The sequence below is a fragment of the Caballeronia sp. LZ001 genome, from assembly GCF_031450875.1.
GTDB lineage: Bacteria > Pseudomonadota > Gammaproteobacteria > Burkholderiales > Burkholderiaceae > Caballeronia.
On the sequence record NZ_JARTVX010000006.1, the window covers coordinates 295,288 to 312,371 of the forward strand.

Annotated in this window: 16 protein-coding genes; 8 read left to right on the top strand and 8 right to left on the bottom strand. The window is 57.9% G+C overall.

Annotation, left to right across the window (positions count from 1 at the left end; translation table 11 throughout):
• The first annotated feature begins 67 nt into the window (after positions 1-67).
• The 3 genes from P9292_RS42100 to P9292_RS42110 all read left to right on the top strand — a co-directional run bounded on the left by P9292_RS42100 (position 68) and on the right by P9292_RS42110 (position 3,038).
• Complete coding sequence (locus P9292_RS42100) at positions 68-1,594, top strand: TonB-dependent receptor plug domain-containing protein (RefSeq protein ID WP_309966107.1); 1,527 nt, start codon at positions 68-70, stop codon at positions 1,592-1,594.
• Positions 1,503-2,327, top strand: coding sequence for a TonB-dependent receptor domain-containing protein (locus tag P9292_RS42105; protein ID WP_309966110.1), 825 nt, complete (start codon positions 1,503-1,505; stop codon positions 2,325-2,327). The genes P9292_RS42100 and P9292_RS42105 overlap by 92 nt, the downstream gene beginning before the upstream one ends.
• 342 nt (positions 2,328-2,669) lie before the next feature.
• Positions 2,670-3,038, top strand: a complete 369-nt coding sequence (locus P9292_RS42110; RefSeq protein ID WP_309966114.1) for a hypothetical protein — start codon at positions 2,670-2,672, stop codon at positions 3,036-3,038.
• Between the two features lie 116 nt (positions 3,039-3,154).
• Here the strand turns inward: P9292_RS42110 and P9292_RS42115 are convergent, their stop codons facing one another.
• The gene (locus P9292_RS42115) at positions 3,155-3,406 is read right to left on the bottom strand and encodes a hypothetical protein (protein ID WP_309966117.1); all 252 of its coding nucleotides are present in this window, start codon (positions 3,404-3,406) and stop codon (positions 3,155-3,157) included.
• A gap of 442 nt (positions 3,407-3,848) precedes the next feature.
• Between P9292_RS42115 and P9292_RS42120 the strand changes: the two genes are divergently transcribed.
• The 4 genes from P9292_RS42120 to P9292_RS42135 all read left to right on the top strand — a co-directional run bounded on the left by P9292_RS42120 (position 3,849) and on the right by P9292_RS42135 (position 8,142).
• Positions 3,849-4,352 (top strand): hypothetical protein, encoded by a 504-nt coding sequence (locus P9292_RS42120; protein ID WP_309966120.1) that lies wholly within the window; start codon positions 3,849-3,851, stop codon positions 4,350-4,352.
• Positions 4,353-4,760: 408 nt separating this feature from the next.
• Positions 4,761-5,930 carry an HPP family protein gene (locus tag P9292_RS42125; protein WP_309966123.1) on the top strand — a complete coding sequence of 390 codons (1,170 nt, stop codon included), beginning with the start codon at positions 4,761-4,763 and terminating at the stop codon, positions 5,928-5,930.
• A complete protein-coding gene (locus P9292_RS42130) occupies positions 5,927-6,337 on the top strand; it encodes a MarR family transcriptional regulator (RefSeq protein WP_309966126.1) in 411 nt (136 codons plus the stop codon). The genes P9292_RS42125 and P9292_RS42130 overlap by 4 nt, the downstream gene beginning before the upstream one ends.
• Positions 6,338-6,363: 26 nt before the next feature.
• Positions 6,364-8,142: a chloride channel protein gene (locus tag P9292_RS42135; RefSeq protein WP_309966129.1), complete on the top strand. Its 1,779-nt coding sequence runs from the start codon at positions 6,364-6,366 to the stop codon at positions 8,140-8,142.
• 1,859 nt (positions 8,143-10,001) lie between these two features.
• On the opposite strand, the gene P9292_RS42140 is transcribed toward P9292_RS42135, so the two are convergent.
• The 4 genes from P9292_RS42140 to P9292_RS42155 form a co-directional block, all read right to left on the bottom strand.
• Positions 10,002-10,256: a DUF378 domain-containing protein gene (locus P9292_RS42140; RefSeq protein WP_309966132.1), complete on the bottom strand. Its 255-nt coding sequence runs from the start codon at positions 10,254-10,256 to the stop codon at positions 10,002-10,004.
• A 175-nt stretch (positions 10,257-10,431) separates the two neighbouring features.
• On the bottom strand, positions 10,432-10,929 hold the full coding sequence (locus P9292_RS42145; RefSeq protein WP_309957885.1) for a DUF892 family protein: 498 nt from the start codon (positions 10,927-10,929) through the stop codon (positions 10,432-10,434).
• A 127-nt stretch (positions 10,930-11,056) separates the two neighbouring features.
• Complete coding sequence (locus P9292_RS42150; RefSeq protein WP_309966135.1) at positions 11,057-11,995, bottom strand: hypothetical protein; 939 nt, start codon at positions 11,993-11,995, stop codon at positions 11,057-11,059.
• A gap of 106 nt (positions 11,996-12,101) precedes the next feature.
• Positions 12,102-12,632, bottom strand: a complete 531-nt coding sequence (locus tag P9292_RS42155) for a DUF4142 domain-containing protein (protein ID WP_309966528.1) — start codon at positions 12,630-12,632, stop codon at positions 12,102-12,104.
• Between the two features lie 212 nt (positions 12,633-12,844).
• Between P9292_RS42155 and P9292_RS42160 the strand changes: the two genes are divergently transcribed.
• A complete protein-coding gene (locus tag P9292_RS42160; RefSeq protein WP_309966137.1) occupies positions 12,845-13,399 on the top strand; it encodes a DUF3005 domain-containing protein in 555 nt (184 codons plus the stop codon).
• A 625-nt stretch (positions 13,400-14,024) separates the two neighbouring features.
• On the opposite strand, the gene nadE is transcribed toward P9292_RS42160, so the two are convergent.
• The 3 genes from nadE to P9292_RS42175 all read right to left on the bottom strand — a co-directional run bounded on the left by nadE (position 14,025) and on the right by P9292_RS42175 (position 16,761).
• Positions 14,025-14,870, bottom strand: coding sequence for an ammonia-dependent NAD(+) synthetase (nadE, locus tag P9292_RS42165; RefSeq protein WP_309966140.1), 846 nt, complete (start codon positions 14,868-14,870; stop codon positions 14,025-14,027).
• Between the two features lie 9 nt (positions 14,871-14,879).
• On the bottom strand, positions 14,880-15,383 hold the full coding sequence (locus tag P9292_RS42170) for a CinA family protein (protein WP_309966142.1): 504 nt from the start codon (positions 15,381-15,383) through the stop codon (positions 14,880-14,882).
• A 352-nt stretch (positions 15,384-15,735) separates the two neighbouring features.
• The gene (locus tag P9292_RS42175) at positions 15,736-16,761 is read right to left on the bottom strand and encodes an SDR family oxidoreductase (RefSeq protein ID WP_309966145.1); all 1,026 of its coding nucleotides are present in this window, start codon (positions 16,759-16,761) and stop codon (positions 15,736-15,738) included.
• Positions 16,762-17,084 lie beyond the last annotated feature (323 nt).

Consider the following 17,084-nt stretch of genomic DNA (forward strand, 5'->3'; position numbering starts at 1 on the left):
CTTTCCCGCTGTGCGCGCCGTGACGGTGCCGCGCACGTTCGACCATTCTCTCTGCTGGATCGACATTATGAATATCACACAACGACCGCTTCTTGCGGGCGTTCGAAACGCGCGGACGTACGCAGCGCTCAATGACATCACAGCCAAGCGCGGCGCGCTGGTGCGTATGAAGACTGTACCGGCACATGTCGCGATTGCACTGGTATGCGCAGGGCTTATTCCTGCGCATAATGCGCGGGCCGCGGACTCGGCGACACCTTCAGCCGACCCGCAAACGCACGACAGTGCTAACGGTGTTGCGAATGATCAAGTGTCGGCGAGCCAGGCGTTGCCGCCTGTTGTCGTCACCGGCACGCACGGTTCGAGCTATGAGGCGCAAAGTTCGGACAGCACAACACAAACAAATACGCCCCTCAAGGACTATCCCGCATCCATTCAGGTCGTGCCGTCGGAGGTCTTGCAAGACCGGGGTGTCACTCGCATCGATCAGATAGCGGACAACGTGAGCGGGGTGCATGCCGAGGCGAACTACGGCGGCAACGGTGCGACCTTCTTCAACATTCGCGGCTTCAGCGAGAGCAATGGCTTGCGCGACGGCTTTCGCAACTACGGCTACTATGCTTTTCGCGACGTACAGAACATTGATCGCGTCGAAGTGTTCAAAGGTCCGGCGGGCGCGTTATATGGCGGCATTGGCGCGGTCGGTGGTTATATCAACACCGTCTCTAAACGGCCTGAGCGCGACAACTTTGGCGAAGTCGATGTGACAGCGGGGACCTACGGTCTGGTGCGCTCGACCCTGGATGTGAACCGCGTGCTGAACGACGAACTGAGCTTTCGGCTGAACGCCTCGGTTGAAAGCAACTCGACCTTCCGGGATAACGCGGCCTATCGCTCATGGTCGGTGGCGCCGGCGATCACTTGGGACAATCACCGGGGCACGTCGGTGACGCTGCTGACCGAGTACAACCATCTCAACCGCGATGGCTTCGACTTCGGTGTTCCAGCTGTGCCCAACTATCAAGACCTTTCTCGCACTCGCTACTACGGACTTCGTGACGGAGTGTACCCAGGAGTTCAAGGCGACTACGGCAGGAACGACACCTTTTCCGAAACTGTGCTATTCGAGCAGGCGCTATCAGCGAACTGGAAGTTGCGACTCTCTGGTCAATACGCCTACGCGCGCCAGCTCTCGACTCAGTCGTTTCCCGACAATACGACTGCTGTGGGCGATTTGCTCGACTATTCGGTCTATAGCGGCGCGAACGAATTCTCGCGGCAGTACACTGCCCGGGCCGAGCTGGGCGGCGATTTCTACACTGGAAGCTTCAAGCATTCCTTGCTCGCGGGCCTAGACTACGGCTATCTCAAACTTGGTAACGGCGGCTCGCAGGTGTCTAACATGACGCTGGACCTGTTCAACCCGGACTACGTTTCCGGGCTAACGCCGGGCGATCCGTTGCCCGGCTCACCAGAGCCAGGGCAAGGATTACGGCGCCTATGTGCAAGATCTGGTCGAACTGACGCCTCAAATCAAACTCCAGCTTGGCATGCGCGCGGATCGATTCTTCAATCGCGCCGAAGAAGTGGGTGAAGCGACCGCCCGAGGTCAGCAGTCCACGTTCTCGCCGCGCGTGGGCCTCGTGTGGCAACCCTTGGAGCGCACATCGTTTTTTGCGGACTGGAGCCGCAGCCATGCGCCTAACGTCGGACATAGCGGCAGCAACGTCACCTACGATGCGGAAGTCGCGGAGCAATTCGAGATAGGCGTCAAGCAAGATCTCATCAAGGATCGGCTGAGCGCTAACCTTGCCTTATTCAGTTTGAACCGAAATCACATTCTCACGACCGACCCAACCGACCCGTTGCTCCAGGTGTTGACAGGCAAGCAGAGAAGTCAGGGGGTGGAGCTCGACATCGCCGGCAACATCACGCCGCAATGGAAAGCCATCGTCACGTATGCCTACACGCTCGCCAAAGTCACGAGTGACACGACTTACCCCGTCGGCGATCTACTCAGTAATGTTCCGCGCCACAGCGCAAGCCTTTGGGCGGTCTATCAGTTGCAGCCCATACCGGGATTGCAGTTTGGGGCTGGCGTCTATTACGTGGGCTCGCGAGAGGCGACCCTGCCGAACACCTTCAAATTGGCCAGCTACCTTCGCACCGACGCCATGGCGTCCTACCAGCAAGGCCACTGGAAAACGCAGCTGAACATTTTCAACTTGTTCAATCGCAAGTACTACACCGGCGTGTTCGGCCGCGACTTTCGACTACGCGCTGATGCCCAGTCCTCCCTTGACCGCGCAAGTCACCGTTTCCTATAGGTTCTGATCACGGGCGGGCGGTGCGACACTGCCCGTTCATCGCGCCGCTCACGCCACGGTAGTCGACCCTGTAGGCGCTTCACACCGAGCGATCCGTCCGTCAAAAAGCCGCTTGTTGCATTCGTCACACCGTCTATTACACGATCGGATGTCGCTTGATGGCCCAAAGAATAAGCCAGGACCGACGTCGGTCCGCGCGGGACAGCGTACACACTTTGCGCCTCACGACCGCCGGGCAACGAGACTCGCGCCAAAGCCACTACTCGAGCTCCGCCAAGCTGGCTTGAATTGGCTGCTCGACTACTTTCTGATATGGTCCGTTATCAGATGGAGGAGGAAAGGATGGACCGTATCGCTACGCTGCGGCTAGCATTGGTGCGCTCGGCGGACGATGAGGCTACATTCAGCCCAAACTACCAACGCGAGCTCAGAGAGTTCTATCAGCTGGTGCGTGCCGACCGTACGCGGATGAGCGCCGTGTCATTCACAATGCACGGCGTACAAGACGATCGCGGTTTTACCGGCGAATTCATTGTGCCGCTCGCTCAAACGATCGGCTCAACCCTTTTGCGCGGCGCGCTGGCTTGGCGGCAAAGCCGTACCGGACGCACATTGCGGATGACCTTTAATAAATTGGAGTTTGATATCGGTACCTCAGATGAATTTGAGGCGCTCCTGAAGCGGGCGCAGTCGATCTACGGCCTAGCCTAGTTCTTGCCGCTTCGATAACGTATTTATGCGGCTTGGCCTCTGTGACGCTGACGGCGACAGATGTACGGTGGCGTTTCCGTGTAGCGTTCGGGAAACCAACAACTGGCCGAGGTGCGCTAGCCTCGAATCAATCCGATATCTGGACAGTTAAAAATTGCGTCGAGCCATGCCTTCGCCCAGGCGATGCCCCGATCACGCGCCTCGTTTTCGGTGTCGAAGTAGCCGATGTCGCTGAAGGTGAACATCTCATCGTCGTGTGCGGCGTCGAGCGATCGGCGCGCCACTGCCGCCCGAGAATGCCAATGATGGCCATCCCGCTCCGGGTAAGATCTGATCACCCACTCCCCATATTCAAGATTCGCGCCCATTAAGCTTCCTTATATCCGTTGCCGGCGTGCCTTTTCCTAACTCGTATCACACAGAATCAAAAGGTTGTTTTCCCTTGTTTATTTTAGGCGAGCATCAGTCGGCAGGGAAGTAACTCACAGACATGCTAGGACCGTCAATAGCAATGGTTTTTCATCCCGGGAGGTCGAATCCGTATAGCGAAGCCCCTGCCTTTTCAGAAGTAAGCACCGCAAAGCGCACATATTTTTTGGCGAACAAGAGCGAACCCCCGTTAGCGGGCTGCCTCAGGCCCGTCGCATGCTCGCCTTATTTCCATCACCTGCTTGCGCTACCCACGCGGAAATCGCACGCACACCAATGCAGGCAGTTTCTCAAACGGTTGACGAGGGCACCGACGAAGAAGAACGTGCCAGTGCATGCCGAGACCAAGCAGTCGGCAGTCGATAACCAGATTCACACGCCATGAATAGACTTGCTCAAGCGGAACGCCTTGAATGGCTCATCCGTTCCCTTACTTGCGGGCGGTATGGAGATTCGTTTCTCGGAACGGACGCACAACTCGAGGCCGACTACGTAGCCGCAACACAGGACGCTCTAACCAAATCCCGCGGTAAGCTGCGGCCTCGCCATCTCATCAAAGACCTGATTACCTTGAGCGAGCGTGGCATTTTACTTCGTCGGCGCATTAAAGGCGGCTTCAGCTACGAGGTGCGCCAGAGCACCAAGAACGAGACCCCCAAGCACGATCGTGTGTTGTCTTTGCCTTATACGCCTAGTCTTCGAACGCTTGAAGAGAATCTCCAAGCGCACTTAGTGGAAGCAAGTAAATACGAACCGGGCTCGCTCGGGTACCGTGCGAGTGTGCGCATCGCCGCTAATGTTCTCGAGACACATTTAGCGCGCTGGCCCCGAAGCTTAGAAGTGGAAGAACGACTGTGGAGGATGCTTAGCGATGCCTGGAAGTGAGGCGCGCGGACTATGCTGTGCTCCTAGCTGAACTATAGGCTCGCTACTTCATGCAAGGGAAACACCGGCGTCGCCGTCTGGTTGCCGTTGCGATTGCCGCCGCTTTTCAGATGCTACTGCTGGCCTCCTGGCTCTGACCCAGAGCCGCAGTTGCGCGGAGTGTAGCTTTAAGAGCGCTTGCGCCGCTGTTTCGGCGTCGGGGAGCGAACCGACACGGCAGTCTCGCACAATAACCGGAACACGCCTCGCGAGTGCAATCCGTGCGGACAGCCCGTCCCAGGCACGATGACGGAGCGCAGGCGTTTTAATAGCGAAAAAACTTTTGTATCACGATGAGATACAATTCCTAGCTCGAACCGTGTAAGTGCAACATCTTCGGGTCCATTACCATTCGCTCACCGTCCATTCGTGTCACGCACTTCCTTCCTTGATTGGTTACGGGACTTCCTTCCTGCCCCGGTTCTTCTTAAGTGGACCGAGCGCTTGCGCGCTGGCCTTGGTGCACTAATTGGCATCGCCATGACGGGCGGGATCGCACATCTGCTCGTCGGCGACGATGTCGCGATTCCCATGCTGATCGCGCCGATGGGGGCCTCGGCCGTGCTCTTGTTTGCCTTGCCGGCGAGCCCGCTCGCCCAGCCATGGTCGATCATCGGCGGCAACCTAGTTTCGGCGTTCATCGGTGTGAGCTGCGCATTGCTGGTCCGCGAGCCCATAGATGCCGCCGCGCTGGCCGTCGGCATCGCCATTTGTGCGATGTTCGCATTGCGCTGCGTGCATCCGCCTTCCGGAGCGGTCGCGCTTACGGCGGTGCTCGGCGGACCACCAGTCCATTCGCTTGGATACGGCTTCGTGTTGGCACCCGTGTTCATTCAATCCAGCGTGCTCATGAGCGCCGCGATTATCTTCCATGCATTGACGGGACATCGCTACCCTCACAGGCACGCGGTATCGAACCCGGTAAGCACTTCGTCGAGCGTCGCGTCCTTCACTCGGGCCGATCTGGACACTGTGTTGGCGGGCCGCAACGAATTGCTCGATGTCGATCCTGACGATCTCGAATCGCTGCTGCGCGATACCCAGTTGCGCGCCTATGCACGTGGTTTCGTCAACGTTACCTGCGCGGACATCATGTCGCACGCGGTCGTCGCGATATCGCCGGGGGCGAGCGCGCACGCTGCGCTGTCGCTCATTGCGCGGCATCGCGTAAGGGCGCTGCCTGTTGTCGACATGGGCAGACGCGTAGTCGGTATCGTCACCCGTATTGATCTCATGGCTGCCGACGTAGACCGGATCGCACGCCTGGTCGAGCGAATTTTGGGCGGCCGGCCAAGCGCATCGCGCACCGTCGCTTCGCTAATGACGAGCGAAGTGCGCTCGGTGCGATCCGACATGACGCTGGACACCCTCGTGCCGATCTTCGCCGACTTAGGACATCACCATATTCCTGTGCTCGATCACGAGGAACGACTGGTCGGCATGATTACCGAGACGGATCTGATTGCCGGACTGTACCGCCACTCCTTCACCACGCAAGGCGCACACACGCGGCCATGCTCTCGACCACCCGCGACATGACTACTTCCCGCAAGCTCGCCAAGTCGGACTTTGAGCAACTCTCCGAGTTCCGCTATCAAATGCGGCGCTTCGAGCGTTTCTCGGAACGCGCTGTACAGGAGGAAGGGGTCACACCGCTGCAGTATCTCTTGCTGCTTCATATCAAGGGCTATCCGGGGCGCGCATGGGCGACGGTCGGCGAGCTGGCCGAACGGCTGCAATCCCATCACCACGGTGTGGTGGCGCTCGTCACACGCTGCGAGGTGCTCGAGCTCGTGCGGCGCGCGCCGAGCCCCGACGATCGCCGTCAGGTGCAAGTTCATCTAGAGGCGCGGGGCGACCAGTTGCTCGCGCGGTTGGCGGCGCTACATCGCGCGGAACTTAAGTCGCTCGAGGGCGCGTTTCATGTGCCTCGAATTGATCTCTGATTTCACCCGTCTCACGGAGTTAACACATGGATCACAAACGCGATTTCTCCGTCAACGACCGTCTGCTGCGCATCTGTGCGATGGCCGCGCTTATTGGCGCGGTAAGCACACTCGCGGCCGTTTTACTGCTTGCATTGATTCATCTGTTCACTAACCTGTTCTTTTTTGGCGCCTTCTCGCTCGCGGAACGCTCGCCCGCGTCGAATCATCTGGGCGTATGGGTGATAGTGATACCGGTGATCGGCGGCCTGATTGTCGGCGTAATGGCGCGCTTTGGGTCCGAGAAGATTCGAGGACATGGCATTCCCGAGGCTATCGAGGCAATCCTCTTCGGCAAGAGCCGCATGTCGCCCAAGGTGGCGGTGCTCAAGCCGTTGTCGTCGGGCATCGTGATCGGTAGCGGTGGCCCGTTTGGCGCGGAAGGACCGATCATCATGACGGGCGGCGCGTTGGGTTCGCTGATCGCGCAGTGCATCGACGTTACGGCGGCCGAGCGCAAGACGCTGCTGGTCGCGGGAGCAGCGGCTGGAATGACGGCGGTGTTCGGTACGCCCGTTGCAGCGGTGCTGCTCGCGGTCGAATTGCTGCTGTTCGAATGGCGGCCTCGCAGCTTTCTGCCGGTCGCATTGGCGTGCGCAGTGGCAGGCTTCGCCCGGGCGTCGGTGTTCGGCACGGATGCGCTGTTTCCGCTAGACACCGCTCCCCCGCAAATGATTTCGCTTATCTCATGTCTTGCCGCTGGACTGCTCGCGGGCGCGCTGGCTGCAGGATTGTCAGCCGCGCTCTACAAGCTCGAGGACTTGTTCGGCAAACTACCGATCCACTGGATGTGGTGGCCGGCGCTTGGAGGCCTCGTCGTTGGTATTGGCGGATTCATCGAACCTCGGGCGCTCGGAGTCGGCTACGACGTGATCGGCGATCTGCTTCATGGCCACGTCGCAATGCAGGCGGCCGTGGCGATCCTCGCGGTAAAAGCGGTGATCTGGGTGGTGGCACTCGCCTCGGGCACGTCGGGCGGCGTGCTCGCACCGTTGCTGATGCTCGGCGCGGGCTTGGGCACGGTGCTCTCCTCGGTGCTGCCGGGTCATGACGCTGCGCTGTGGCCGCTCGTTTGTATGGCCGCGACCCTCGGCGCGACGTTGGGTGCGCCCCTCACTGCTATTGTTTTCGCGTTCGGTCTAACCCACGACAGCAATGCGCTTTTGCCGCTGCTCGCGGCGACGCTCGTCGCACACGGCTTCGTTACGGTCGTCATGCGGCGCTCGATCATGACGGAGAAGATTGCGCGACGCGGCTATCACATTTATCGCGAATACGGTGTGGACCCGATGGAACGGCACCACGTCGATGAAGTCATGACGCGCGAACCCCGCACTATTGACGCTGATACTCCGCTTAGGGAGGTGCTTGCAACGTACTTTGGGGCCGGGCAGGCGCATCGTGCATATCCGGTGGTGCGCGCGGGCGCGGTGGTTGGCATGGTAGACCGGTCGGTACTCACCGCGCTAAATCGTGAGACATCAGCGCATGGCGAAGGCACGAGCATCAGCTTAGCGTTGGATCAGCGCAACGAGCGCCTGCCAGTAGTCGCGCTGCCGGGCGAATCGTGCAGGCTTGTCGCCATGCGTCTGGCGGTGCATCAACTCGAAAGGTTACCGGTGGTCGCAGACCAAGGTTCAATGCGGCTAGTCGGCATCGTATCGCGCAGCGATCTTATTAAGCCCGCACGGACGCACTTTGACGAAGAACATCGGCGGGAGCGGTTCAGGCGGTTCAGGCGGCAAATAACGGCGCCGAGACACTGAGAACGCTGGACGCATGCCATGCGTTTACGACGCCGGTTCGAGCCCCCGATGTGCACGTTGCTCCGAACGAGCGGCGCGACCGTTCGTCACGCTGGTCGTGAGCGACAAGACCGAGCGTTTCTAACGACGAACAACGCTGGCCAACCTTCTTGTCAAACGACACAACCCGCCATGCCGCAACTTCCTTCGGGTTTGCAAAGTAACAGCATAGAGCTAACCAGGGTCTCAGGACAGGCAATTGCTTCACGTGATGCACCGCATGGTCGGAAACATCTGGCAAGCCATTGGAGGCAATCATGGATTCGTTTTTGCAAGCTGCAGCTATAATTTTCGGAGTTGCGACGCTAATTGTTGGGATTGCCGCCACGTTGTACTTAGCAGGTGCAGACACATAGGAACGGTGAGACCAGTTGAAACCCAACCGCGCTGTTGGCCTTAACCAACGGGCATCATCCATCATGACGAAAGCCCGCACCACCGCCGACGCTGACCCACAGTCCCAATCCCAGTCACTGGACCAACCGGGACGATCACAGGCTGTTTCGCGCGCGTCGGCGAGGCGCGGATCGCGCTGGAATTCATCCCTGAAGCCACCGTCGTCCGAGTTAAAGAACGGCCGGATTTGGTGAAATAGCTCCCGCAATCAGTGGGACGACATAATCTCAATCGCAACACCTTGCGTGAAAAACGTCCGGCCATGATTTCCTCAGAAGCACCTTTCCAACCGCCGCCATAAAGAGATTCTACGCGAGCCGCCGATTTAGATCGCGGATTCGGTCTACTAATTCTGCCTTTGTTAAGTCGTCCAGGGAGCTCAACATTAGCGCGGGCTCTATATGCGCGAGAAGATCCCGGATCTCACTGCGAGCGGAGACTCGGTCCTCCTCATCGCAATTCTGCCAATGACGCTCAACGATTTCGACTTCGCGGCGCCACATGGTTTGTTGATAGAGCTTATTCAGACGCTCGGATGGATATTTTCGCATTTGGCGCTTCACGCAAAAAAGGCCCGCCGAGGCCGGTAAAACGGTCAGAGAGATGATCGCCTATCAGGACGAGCGATGCAGCACACGCCCAGCGCGAGCGCAGAAACATTTGCATAGACCTTCGTCGGTTGAGCGTCGTTGGCATCCTGAGCGAACCAGACCAAATGCGAATCGCCCTGTCGAGCCACTATAGTGACACCCGACGAACACAGGCGTACATCTTTCATGTGCTAACTCTACGGCATGTCAGCGCTACACTTTATTCTCGGTCATCCATCCTATAGTGCAGCATTACGATCTCCCATAAAGCACGTACTTCACAGCCGACAGTTAATTGGATCGACCTAAAAATCGTGTTTGCCAACCAGAAATCACCATCTAGTTCATTGCGCGCATTGTCGAGCGCTAGCCTCTCGGATGCGAACTGTCGAGGTACGACACTACGGCTTTTCAATGAACCATCGGTCTGCAGACACCTCCACCGCCATACTTCATCAGAGCATTCAAAAGCGACAGTGAAAAAACGATAGCCACCAGGAACCCGTTTATACAATCGGCAGATTGAACTTTCACCCCTTCCCGAAACTGCGCGCCAGCGACTGATTGACCCTTCGATGGCGGCGGCCGCTGATATCATGCTACGCGTCTCACCATCAAAGGCGTTCAAGTTTCGACTACGGCGTACAGCCGCATCACATCTGTCACCGTAAGCACTGACGAACCAGTTCATCATCGATTTTTCTCAGATCGCGTACGAAGTAAAGAACGGCCGTTCATCATGGCGAGCGTCTATGCTATCTGCTCGGGACGACTGCTCGTTCAAAGATCCGTCAGGGGTAGAAAGTGGCAGCTGGGGTGCGCACTGAAGCTCGCTCAGCGACTAGCGAGAGCATGGCTACGGTTCGGGACAAATGCTCGAATGAGCAAGTACACTCCAGCCAGACCCACCAAGATATAAACGATCCGTGCGCCGGCAGATCCGGCACCAAAAATAGCGGCGACCAGATCGAAGTGCGCTAGCCCAACTAATCCCCAATTAATAGCTCCAATGACCGCCAGAGCTCCGGTAATCCAATCAACCGGGTTGCGACGTACGACTACCGTTCCGTTCGATGTCACTGTTGGCATAATTTGCTCCTCAAACTCTCACGGATATGAAGCCAATGACGCGCATGGTCTCGTCTTTGGCTGGGGGTGGCGACGGTTAGTTTGTTTAACAGAGTCAACCAGCACCCTCTGTACTTGGACATCGTTGGCTGCCCATCGCGGCAGCTGCCCTGCAAGGACCACTAGCCTCAACGATTCACTTGCCGACTTCTTCTTCGGAAAGCTCTTGCTCTGCAAGCAGCGTTAACTTCTGGTCCGTCGCCTTTTCTTCTTCCAACGTTTCAAGAAGAAGCTTCATGCCATCGTTGTAGCCGAGCTTCTTGGCGAGCGCAGCGAGCGTTCCGTAGGTCGCAATTTCGTAGTGTTCGACTTTTTGCGCAGCGGCAATGAGCGCCGCATCGAGGATCGGCCCCTTTTCGATTTCCTCAATCTGTTCCTGCCCCTCTTCGACTAAGCCCTCCATCGCGACGCACTTGACGCGCTTGAGCTTGATCGCGGATAGCTCGACGACTTGGTCAATTCGGTCAATCTGGCCCTGCGTCTCTTCCAAGTGCGTCTTGAACGCGGCGGCCAAGTCTGGATTCGTTGCCGCTCGCGCGAGCTTTGGAAGCGCCTTGGTCAATTGCTTTTCTGCACTGTAAACGTCGGACAAAGCATGAATAAACAGGTCGTTAAGGGTGGTTGCAGCAGCCATGATTCTCTCCGAGACAGAGGTTGGGTAAGAGCACGTTAGTAACTGCAATCCGCATGCCGCGTCGCGGCAATAGCGATCGCATGGCTAAATAAACCTCGAAGCGCGCGCTTCAGGGCGATTCCCGGCTTTAGAACTTGCCGTGTGTCTGTATTGACCAAGCAGCTGGCAGCGTCGGCTCGCATTGCTCGGCACCATGGGAAGCGCAAAGTTTCAGTAGCGCCGGTAGGCAGGCGCTAGGTACGGCCTGGAACCATCCTCGAAGTTGACGCTGCACGAGCGCGTCGGCTAGCGCATCGTACGGGAAATCGACAGACTTCAAAGCGATCGACAGCCGTTCCGCTGCGCAGCGAAGTGCTAGGCGCCGCTCCGCGGATGGCTGGAGACGATTGAGGTCTTTCAGAACTTGATTACGCTTTGATGCACATAGTGCGGAGTGCAGCAGCATTTGTTGTAGTACATAGTAAAGTGGAACACGACAGTCTTCAGGAATTGTCGTTAAAAGGGGGCCAAGCGATGATTCGACTTCGGCGACATCGGCGGCGCCAACCATGACACATGCGAGCCGTACCCACTCGGATGCAGATAATCGACGTAAGCCTACGGCAGCTGCATTGCCTGTCGCGCATGCCGAGGCCACCTCAGCTACCGCTTGGTAACTCATTGCGCCTTTTGCCTTGTTCGCTTTAACTGACATAACCATCAGATTGCCCGGCGCATACGCGCCATCGTTGTTAATCCGATCAACTGACCAATCTGTATCGCAAAGTGCTCCGTGTGTGAGAGGCAATAAGGTGATCGGGCAGAAAGGCACGTCAATTCGCCTCAGATACGAAGGTGTTACCCCTGCGTCTAGGATACGACGCCGTTTGTAGGCATTGATGCGCAGTTGCAGCCACTTCGACACAAACCGGTCCGGGCGGTGTTGGGGAACACGGAAATGCTCGCGTCCTGCAGCAAACCCTTCAAGTACTGCGGGATCGTGCACGCCTGCATCTAGCGTTCGCCCAAACCGAGCAAAGTCCCAGCCGATATCGAACGCGGTTTCAAGTGTGCTTGCCGATAACATTGCGTTACCCCGGCGAATGCATTCCGAATGAGTAACTGGCGGGCAGCACCTGCTTGCCCCCAGTTGACGATAAAAAAGTAGCTAGCGTCTTGGAAGCGCCTCCCGTTCATTGCACGCCCTTCTTGGCCGCAAGCGCCTGCGCCATCTCCAGGTGATGTTGAATAGTGGGCAATGCTTTCTGCGCGGCTTTCTTCAAATCGGCGTTTTGGCCTTCCTGGGCTTCCTTTTGGAACGCGGCGACGGCCTTCTCATGTCCCTCGATACCGACGGTTTTTATATAGGCCGTATCGAACGCTTTGCCCTTAAGCGGCTTAAGCGTGTTGAGTACCGCCGTGTCCGAATTGTCTTTAGGGACCGCAACGCCATGAGGCGCAGCCATTTTGAGCTGGACGGTCAGTTTCGTGTGATCAATCGTCATGTGATGCGCAAAGTCCTTCACGTCTTTATCTTGCGACTGCTTGCTCGCAAGCTTTGCCGTGTCGATTTCGGTTGAGCTCGATTCGGAAGCCGCCTGTACAAAGGCTTTATCGACCGCAGGAAGGTCGTTCGCCTGCGTGGTGCTGGCGGCCTGCGTTTGCGCGAACGCGGAAGGTCCCGCAACGACAAGCGCAGACATCAGTGCCGCAAAATGGACCATATTGAATTTCACTTTTGAGCTCCTAGCGTTCGGTTTGGAAGCACTTCTAACGAGCAACCGGTGTGCCGTAGGGATCTAGGGGTTCTCTAACGCTCCACACTCTAGAAAATGATCGTCTGCGGCACACGCAATGCTGTTCACACTTTGTCGAGCGGGCGACCGAGCCGCTCAGCTTCTCTTTCCCGCAACCTCATGCAACCGGCGGTATTCCCGTGAACAACGCTGAATCGAATCCGACTCAATCGCAGCAGAAGGAAATCCAGGCACGTACGCCATCTGAGACGCCTGCTACAGAAACCGCCCGCGCCGATCCGCAAGTGATGGAAAATGAACATGCGGGGAAAGAAAGCCCTCCTGCTTCATATGCAAATGGCGAGTCCGATCCGCTACCCGGGATTGATCTTGACTCGGTGACCGCGCAGTCATCAGACCCGATCGAGCGCGCGAAGTCTCGTGTCGTCTCTGTCGATAACGCAAATATGGAGGCCTCCGACGACACGGTCGACACGGACGGAAAGGGCCTCGAGGCAAAACGAGACCTATCGCCTCAACACGATAATGTGATCGGCACTAACGCTACATTGGTGAACAACGTTCCCGCGCCCGCCGGTGGCCTCGGCGGTATTGACAGTCGAGCGGAAGGCAATCGACCTGTGATCCATCTCCGCGAGGGATGGACAATGGTCTATCACGGGTGCGTGGAATCGGCGGACCGCAACGGCGGCCGTGTTGAGCATCTCATTTCAATCGAACGGATCCACCACTGAATATGTTTTCGTTAAATGAGCTCGGTCGCAGCGACTTCTTTCAAAGCAACTTTACGCTTGTCATGGCCAGCTTCCTTGCCATGGGCGCCCTATCTGCGAGCGGCTGCTCGTCAGGCGGCAGCTCGGCGCGCGAGGCGGTCAAGCAAGACACGCAAGCCTACCGATGCGCTGGTTTCGATCCGGTGGCTGACGAAATCGATTATCCAGCAGACGTTGAACGAGCGAGTAAGCGACTTCAAACCACTCCCGCCTGTCGCAGCGGCGCCGGAGCTGGTGCCAGACGGCCGGAAGCGTCTAGACCAGAGTAACGGGAAATTGGGTCAGTCGCAGCAATCAGCTTCGACAAGGAGGTTCCATGCTGCGCGCAAAAGTAGCCGTTTGTGTGGCAAGCGGCACGCCTGCCCTGAGAACAACCATACTGTGTCTGATGGCGGAAGAGGGACTCGTCTGCAGGCGCGAGAGCAAAGCGCTAGAGTTCGAGTGCGAAGGCGCATCGTCTGGATTCAGACGATTTGCCGCGCGAGCGATGAGCCTGCCTGGGATCGAGTCCGTTTCTGTGCACCGAACAATGAACACGTCCGGCTGAACACCAGAAAGTCATCCGAACGAACGCGAGAACTACTGTTTATGAGGCAGGTACCGATAACGGCAGCGAGCGTTTATGTCGCGTGGCGGTGTAAAAGCGTCGCACCGTGGCCACGACTTCAGAGCCGACGTCCCTGCCCTCCAGGAAATCATCGATATTCTCATAGCTGATGCCATAGCTGTCTTCATCGGGACGCTGTGGCGTGAGTGTTTCCAGGTCGGCAGTCGGAACTTTGCTGACAAGCCGTTCTTCTGCGCCCATCGACCGCGCCAGTGCCCTCACACGTCGCTTGGTCAGACCCGAAAGGGGCAAAACATCGGCCGCCCCATCACCATATTTAGTGAAAAAGCCCATTAACGATTCGGCGGCGTGGTCAGTGCCGATTACCACGCCCTGTCGAGCGCCTGCGATTGCATACTGAGAAATCATTCGCTCGCGGGCCTTAATGTTGCCCAGCACAAAGTCCCTTTGATAGTCATCAACATATTGAGCGCCCGCGTGTTCGAGCGATAGGAGCATCTCGTCAGCCGAGCCTTGGATATTGACGGTGAGCACTTCGTCGGGTCGAACGAATTCCAGTGCGTGTTGGGCGTCATGCTCATCGCGTTGAACCCCATACGGCAATCTGACGGCAACAAAATGTGCTTCATATCGGCGTGCCCGAAGGCGTTCAACGCTCAACTGCGCTAATCGGCCGGCAACCAAAGAGTCGACACCCCCACTGATTCCGAGCACATATGTTCTCAAGCCTTGCGAGGCGAGGTAGTTCGACAAGAATGTCACGCGTCGCTCACGCTCAAGGTCTTCGTCGAAATCTTGTGGAACGTTGAGCTCGGTGATCACTTCCTTTTGCCAAGCTCTCCAATCGTTATCTTCTTGCTGCATTTCGAACTCCTATGAGCTGCTCGACAGGCCGTTGAAGTGGTGTTCGATGCGTAACAAGGCGTAGAGCGCCGCAGCACGTCTAACGTCGTTACGTTCGCCGTTGAAAATCTTCGTTTCAGTCACGCACTCGATCTTGCCATTTTGGAACTTGTACGCCCACCCGAAGCACTGCGTACCTGGCGCGGGAACATCACCCGCGTTTCCATCGGCCACCCCCGTATTGGAAACAGAAACATCTGCACAACACGCCTCAAGGCGAAGTGCCCCTTCTGCCATCTCCTTTGCGACTTCTTCACTGGTCAAGCCGTACCTGTCCATTGTCGACTCCTGAACGTCGAGCAATCCCGCTCTACCGGAAGGCGAATAGGTAATGAAGCCAACATCCAGGCAGGCACCGCTGCCTGGCACCGACGATATAAGCGATGCAATTAAGCCTGCAGTACAGGACTCGGCGGTAGCCAGCTTGAGACCTCGTGAAGTTAAGAACGAAACGACCTGCCTCGGGATATCCATGTATCTGTCTCTCTGACTTCTTGATTTAATTTCCGTCCTGCGCGTACATTCGAGCAATCGGTACACCAGCTGCCATGCAAGGGATTAACCAACGAAGTGATGCTGGCGACGACGCGGGATCGTGGATTGCCTGGGTCACATCCGTCAATGCGGGAAGCTGACGAAGATCCGGCCCGTCGGCGAGACCGTTACACCCGTGAACTGATGTTCGAATTACGCGACCAGTCGCAGCCGCGCGCACTCGCGGCTGCATCGCCCTGTGGCTCTTGTGCGAGCGAGGATCGCGCGACGAATGCGAGGCTTGCGGCGGCGGTACTGCGACTCAGTCGGTGCGTGATCAGCTCCTAATTGGTCAATAGGCGTCGCGCGTCTGGCGCACGTAGCGCCGCGCCATCATCACGAGCAGCACGGCAGCCGCTCCGGCAAATGCAGCCCGCGCGCCCGCCGGTTGCAGCCGCGCGTCGGTGTACAGGCTGAATTCGCGTACGCGGCCATTCTTGCCCGAGCGTTCCCGCAAGTCGCCGCCGCGTTCGTAGAGCGCGTCGCCGCTTTGTTTGGGTTCGTCCTTCGATTGCGCCTTCACGCCAAGCAGGCTCGTGATTGCGTCATAGAGACGCGGCGCGCGTTGGCCGAAGCCCGCCATCGCGCGCGACGCGCCGCCAACATAAATGTCGCGCTCCGGATGCACGGCCGCGTGAAGGATCGCCTTTGCGACGATATCCGGCGCATAGACCGGCGGCGGCAGCTTCGGCTCTTCGTCAAGGTAATTCTTCGCATGCTCTACGAACAACGTGTCGATGCCCGCCGGTTTGATAAGCGTCACCGAAACGGGCACCTTTTCGTTCTTCAGTTCGATGCGCAGCGAGTTTGTGAAGCCCTTCACCGCGTGCTTCGACGCGACATAAGGACCTTGCAGCGGTACCGCGACGTCCGACAGTTCGCTGCCCAGATTGATGAGCGCACCGCCGCGTTCACGCAAATGCTTTAGGGCCACGCGCGAGCCGTTCACGACGCCCCAGTAGTTTGTCTCGAAGAGCTTGCGCTGGTCTTCGAGCGATACATCGGCGATGCGGCCATAGACCGAGACGCCCGCGTTGTTGATCCAGGTGTCGAAGCCGCCGAATCGCTCGATGGCGCCATCGGCGGCGGCTTTAAGCTGGCTTTCGTCGGCGACGTCCGCGGGCGTGTACGCAACTGCGGGCGCACCGTCGCGTGTAAGTTCGTCGGCAAGCACAGCGAGCGCTGTCTCGTCGCGGGCGATCAGCATGAGGCGCACGCCGGCCTTCGCCGCGCGCCGCGCCGTGGCTAGACCAATCCCGCTCGTCGCGCCAGTGAGAACGATCGTTTGTTGATCGAGAGGCTTCAATTGGATTTTCATGGCCGGTCCGGAAGTTGAAAGAAATAAGTGCTTGCAGCATCCCTTGTTCCTTGGCTGCGCGGATGACGGTTTGCGCGTCAGCTTGCGGACTGCGTTGACATGGCCTCTCGACCGTGACCGGCCAGGACGGGTCGTGCTGGCCTTTCGACGTTTCCATACCGGCCATTCCGCGTCGCGACCCGGAGCGGCGGGCCTTCGCAGACGACGCGAAAACACGGATATTTGGATAACTACCCATCTCCTAACGGATCGATTTTCCGCCGCAACTCGACGAACGCGACAGCGATCACCCTCTTCCGCGTAATCGATCCTGTTCGGCGTTT